Origin of the sequence: Aurantimonas sp. A2-1-M11 (assembly GCF_036549475.1) — a bacterium.
Classification (GTDB): domain Bacteria; phylum Pseudomonadota; class Alphaproteobacteria; order Rhizobiales; family Rhizobiaceae; genus Aurantimonas.
In genome coordinates, this window is record NZ_JAZHLI010000167.1 from 1 (window position 1) to 2,423 (window position 2,423).

At 60.0% G+C, this 2,423-nt stretch carries 4 protein-coding genes; all 4 read left to right on the plus strand.

From position 1 onward, the window contains the following. Positions 1–848: 848 nt before the first annotated feature. Positions 849–1,043: a hypothetical protein gene (locus tag VQ042_RS25250; protein ID WP_331822999.1), complete on the plus strand. Its 195-nt coding sequence runs from the start codon at positions 849–851 to the stop codon at positions 1,041–1,043. 660 nt (positions 1,044–1,703) lie between these two features. Then, complete coding sequence (locus VQ042_RS25255) at positions 1,704–1,832, plus strand: hypothetical protein (protein WP_331823000.1); 129 nt, start codon at positions 1,704–1,706, stop codon at positions 1,830–1,832. Next, positions 1,829–2,053 (plus strand): hypothetical protein, encoded by a 225-nt coding sequence (locus tag VQ042_RS25260; protein ID WP_331823001.1) that lies wholly within the window; start codon positions 1,829–1,831, stop codon positions 2,051–2,053. The genes VQ042_RS25255 and VQ042_RS25260 overlap by 4 nt, the downstream gene beginning before the upstream one ends. 139 nt (positions 2,054–2,192) lie before the next feature. After that, on the plus strand, positions 2,193–2,423 hold a 231-nt coding region (gene tnpB / locus VQ042_RS25265), incomplete at its 3' end, for an IS66 family insertion sequence element accessory protein TnpB (RefSeq protein ID WP_331823002.1).

A 2,423-nucleotide genomic window follows, 5' to 3' on the forward strand; every position in this document is an offset into this window, starting at 1 on the left:
CGACGCATGCTGCGATGCCTGGAACCGCGCCACCAAAGATCAAGCCCGCATCCGGTCCCTCTGCAACTATCCCTACATCAAAGCGGTCAGTTCATGAGCTGGTCGGTATCAGACCACTGTTCTCTGCTTTCTCCGTGGCGGTTTCGTAGCCGAGGGCGCTGTCGACGGCGGTATCGGTAAGGGTTTCCAGGATCGAAAGCTGTGTAGCCATGCGTCTGCTCCTTGTTTGTTTCCGCTCGGCAAACAGCCGACGAGCGAAAAGGATGCAGAGGCAACCTACGCAAACGCCCTATGACGGCGCGAACCCTGCGCCATCGTCTGATCATGTGCAGCCGTCGCGCTCGGACAGCGCGCAGGTCATCGACGGGTTGCTCCGCGCCGTTCGCTATGGTGTCGTGGTCGACACATGGAATGCCGTGAAAAGGGAGCGGGCGCGATGCCATCTCCAGCCTCGAAAGCCATCGACACGCTCGGCAAGCTGGCCGACAACGAGATGGGGCTTGTCTGGTACTGTGACGACTGCAGCCGGAAGCTCGGTCTCGATNGCCTCGAAAGCCATCGACACGCTCGGCAAGCTGGCCGACAACGAGATGGGGCTTGTCTGGTACTGTGACGACTGCAGCCGGAAGCTCGGTCTCGATTTGGATGGCGCTATCCGCCTGTGGGGCCGCCATCAGGTCTTCGTAGGATGGAAGCCGCCGATCGAGTGTGTCGACTGTCGCGGTCGGAATGTCAGCATGCGGGTCCAGGCGCAGGTGCCGGGGCGACGGGGCACGGGCACAGGGTTCGAGAATCCATGATTCGCAGTCTGCTTGCCCGCATCTTCCGGCGCTCTGCCGGATCCCGGCATGAAGCCACCGACACTCGTCGAAGTGCATGGTCCGCAGGGGGCATGGATCGTCGCCAGCGACAGGTATCGCCTAGCGCAGGTGGTCGATGCTGAAGATGATGGTCGATACTGGAACAGCGTCGTGTGCGAGATCGAGCAGCAGACCGGGTATCAGCGCCAGCCTGACACGGCGACGCGATACGTTGATCGCTAGCTCCGCGTCGACGCTTCATCCTTCGCTCGCCGCGCGCGGCAATGCGCAGCGCGATCCTGCAGGGGGGCCGCTGTAGCAGCGGGGCGACGACAATCGCTCATGCATCGCAGCTAAATAATTGGAAGGGAACCAGAAATGGGCGTGCTGGTTGAGGAGCCAACGGGCCCTATGCTCTGCCAGACGTCAGGAATTACCCAGGTCCTCGCGGGACATCCTTCCAGCTGCGGTTGATTTCAAAGACCGCCATTCGCTCTGCCATCTTGATGATGCGCACCTGAGCAAGCTCTCCACCGACTGCAACGCTTGGTGCATCTGGGTGGAGAGCATTCGGGCAGGACTTCATTCGTCCGCAGGTCACACCGAGTGGGACGCCCTCATGCGTCAAGAGCAGGATGAAGTCACCGCGGCGCATCGCCGAATCCAAGATGAGATTGCAGCGAGAAAAGCCCTCTGAAACGGTTGTTGCCCGCGACTGTATATTTATAGCCAGGCGTCTCGACAGTGTCACCGAAGTAGTGCTTTCTCGCCGGACACTTCTCTAAGGTCCGCTTACCAATGCCGTCTGACTCAGATCCTCCTCAGGAAGAACCTGCTGCCCCGGCTGGCGGCAAGGCGCCCCTTCTTTCCGAATCCGCTCTCGGCAGTCGAAGCGATGTCCGCATGGCCCTCGACGCGGGATTTTCGGAAGATGAGGTAGTGTTCATGCTGGATCTCGACGATCCCTCGCCTGAAGCCGAAATCGGCAGCGATGATCCTGCTTCGGACGTGCAAAAGGAAATGCCCCGGTGACGGGACTTCGACTATTCGCGGCAGATGAGGCTTACGGGATCCTCATTGCCGCAACCCGTGCAGGCGATCGGCAGCCGCCTCCCGATGTGGCGGTGATCCCTGCCGAGCTTCTCCGTTACGGCTTTGAGATCGACCTTGAAGCCTCTCGCGCAGCCTCCGCAGAAAGCCTCCATGGTGAAACCATGATCGAGGAGATCCCCAAGCGTCTGAATAAGCATTGACGATCCGTACGGCAACCTGCTGCAGGCGCGCAGATTGTGCTCTACGCCGCATTTGAAAAGAGGCCTGCGTCAATTTTCCTCAGAAACATCATAAGGTTCCAGAACTACCGGCATCGCCGCATTCGCGCATTCCTCTAAAATGATGCGTCTGAGCTGTAAGCGCGGCCTGAGCCCCATTCTGACAGTGGTCTTTCGCTCGAAGCGTGGCGACCGCCTGAAGATCCTCGTTTTTGATGGCAGCGGCCTGGTGATGACCGACAAGAGGATCGAGACAGGCCGCTTCACCTGGCCGCCGGTGCGTGACGGCGTCATGCATCTGTCGCGGGCGCAGATGGAAGCCCTGTTTGCTGGTCTCGAGTGGATGCGTATC

Bases quoted from the DNA above. Each gene is read 5' to 3' on its own strand.
- VQ042_RS25255 (WP_331823000.1), top strand. From the start codon at position 1,704: ATGGCCCTCGACGCGGGATTTTCGGAAGATGAGGTAGTGTTCATGCTG.
- VQ042_RS25250 (WP_331822999.1), top strand. From the start codon at position 849: ATGAAGCCACCGACACTCGTCGAAGTGCATGGTCCGCAGGGGGCATGG.